At 34.2% G+C, this 2,349-nt stretch carries 3 protein-coding genes; all 3 read left to right on the forward strand.

Annotation, left to right across the window (positions count from 1 at the left end; genetic code table 11):
- Positions 1-422 (forward strand): YajQ family cyclic di-GMP-binding protein (locus tag MV589_RS01555; RefSeq protein ID WP_297431379.1); only part of this gene is annotated, 422 nt, incomplete at its 5' end.
- A gap of 23 nt (positions 423-445) precedes the next feature.
- The gene (locus MV589_RS01560; RefSeq protein ID WP_297431382.1) at positions 446-1,063 is read left to right on the forward strand and encodes a DNA-binding protein; all 618 of its coding nucleotides are present in this window, start codon (positions 446-448) and stop codon (positions 1,061-1,063) included.
- 3 nt (positions 1,064-1,066) lie between these two features.
- Positions 1,067-2,349 (forward strand): NAD-binding protein (locus MV589_RS01565; protein WP_297431381.1); only part of this gene is annotated, 1,283 nt, incomplete at its 3' end.

The following is a 2,349-nucleotide window of genomic DNA, read 5'->3' on the forward strand; positions in this document are numbered from 1 at the left end:
ATAGAGAAGTTGCAAATCGTTATGATTTTAAGGGTACTCCTTATGAGGTCAATTTTAAAGAGAAAGATAAAGTTTTAGTGCTTGTTGCTTCAAGTGACAATAAACTTGATGCTCTTAAAGATATAGTCATAGCAAAACTACTTAAACAGGGACTCTCTTCAAAGGTGCTTGATGAGTTGCGTGTAGAAGATGCAAGTGGCGGAACAAGAAAGGCAACTTTTAAAGTGGTTGATTATATTGAGTCTAAAGAGGCTAAAAAGATAAGTGCAGACATTAAGAAAATGAAGCTAAAAGTCCAAGCGCAGATAGAGGGTGACTCTATTCGTGTAAAAGGTGCTAAACTCGATGACTTGCAAAAAGTAATGAAGATGGTCAGAGAAGGGGAGTACGAAGCGCCTCTTGTGTTTGACAATATGAGGTAAAAGAGGTGTTGTTTGTGAAAAATATGACAGTAGCAGAGGCGGCAGAGCATTTTGGTATTTCAAAAGAGGCAATACACAACCGCATACGAAGAGGTTCACTAAAAAGTGTAGTTGAGAACGGTGTGAAGATGGTTGTAATAGATAATGCAGAGCAAAAGCAAGCACCAAAGAGAGCAACACCAACACGAAAAAGTTCTCTGAGTAATGATAGATATTATAAATATCTTGAAGAACAAAATGCAAAATTAGAGTCTCGTGTAGATACGCTAGAGGGTGAGACAAGAACGCTTCGTGATCAAAAAGAGCGTATGCTTATAGAAGAGCGTGAGAAGATAGAACGCATCTATAAAGAGAAAGATGAGCAGTTAAAAAATATACTCAGTAGTATTTCATCACAGTTTATGCTCACTACTCCAGAGGAGATTGTTGAGGTTGAAGCACAACCTGTTATTGAAGAGAAAAGTGAAGTTATCTCTTTGAAAAAATACCTTAAAAAGCATAATTTTTCTCAAAAGAAAGAGGATAAAATAAAGAAGAAATTTCAAAAAAGTGCTAAAAAAGATGATGAAAGAATAATAGTGATAGGTTCTAAATATTATTTGGATCTGTTAAAGTATGACTATAGTGATTTGGTAAAATAGATTATGAATATCATTATTGCAGGTGCTGGTAAGGTTGGTTTTAATCTTGCAAAGACACTTTGTATAGGTCATAATGTTACCATTATAGATCAAAATTCTGAAGCACTCGATAGAATTCAAGAGAGTCTTGACATTATGCCTTTGCGTGGTAATGTTGAAGATTCTAAGACCTACGCAAGTTTTACAGATAAAGATATTGACCTTTTTATAGCTGTTACAAATCTTGACAATGTCAATCTTATTTCTGTTTTAATGGCGGAGGCTGTTTTAAATATTGATAGAAAATTTGTCCGTTTACAAAAAGAGTTTTTTCATGAGAGTGATGTAAAAGAGAGACTCAATATAGATAAATTGATTTTTCCAGTGGAACTTACTTCTAAGGCCATCTCCTCACTATTGCAATATCCAAAAGCAAATAATGTAAAATTTTTTAAATATACAGACTATAAGCTTATATCTGTAATGGTTTCAAGTCGTTTTGTACCTCAAAGTTTTGAATCAGAAAATTTTGTTATTGTAGGTATAGAGCGAAAAAAAGATTTTTTTATTCCTCATGACAAGAGTGTGGAAGTACTTCCAAATGACCTTGTTTACTTTTTTGGATTGGAAGAAGATATTCGTGCTATATGTCAAAAATTAGAGTTGGAGACAAACAGTGAAATTCGACGCTGTGTTGTTTTTGGAGGCGAAGAGTTAGGTGTCTCTATATCGAAAGAACTTGTAAAAGTTGGACGGGATGTAAAACTTGTAGAGGAAGATTTAGCTTTATGCGAAAAAGCGGATGAAGCTTTAGAGGGAAAAGTTTCCATCATCAACTCTAAGTATCGCTCCCATGATGTTTTTGAAGATGAAGACCTTGATAGTGCAGATATTTTTATAGCAGCTACTAACAATGATGAGTTTAACATCATAAAATGTTTAGAGGCAAAAGAGAGTGGCATCAAAAAGGTTGTAGCTATAAATAATGAAATGGAGTATTATAACTTAATGCACTCTTTGGGTATTATTGTCGTTCGTGGTCCAAAAATTAGTGCATACAACACTATTATGGAAGAGGTGAGCTCTACGGGTGTCGTTATTCAAAAAAGTTACTGTGGAGCTAAGGCAATTATCTTTATGCGTAAAGTTTTTCAAAGTTCAGGCTTGGTAGGTAAAAAGATAAAATCATTATCCACAGAAAAATCTGCGCTTTTTTATATGCGTGAAGAGGCAGTTTACCCTTTAACTGAAAAAATGATTTTGCAAGAGAATGATTTGATTATTGCGTTTTCTCCAACAAAAGAGAG

The organism is Sulfurimonas sp. (assembly GCF_026991475.1).
In the GTDB taxonomy this organism is placed as follows: Bacteria; Campylobacterota; Campylobacteria; order Campylobacterales; family Sulfurimonadaceae; genus Sulfurimonas.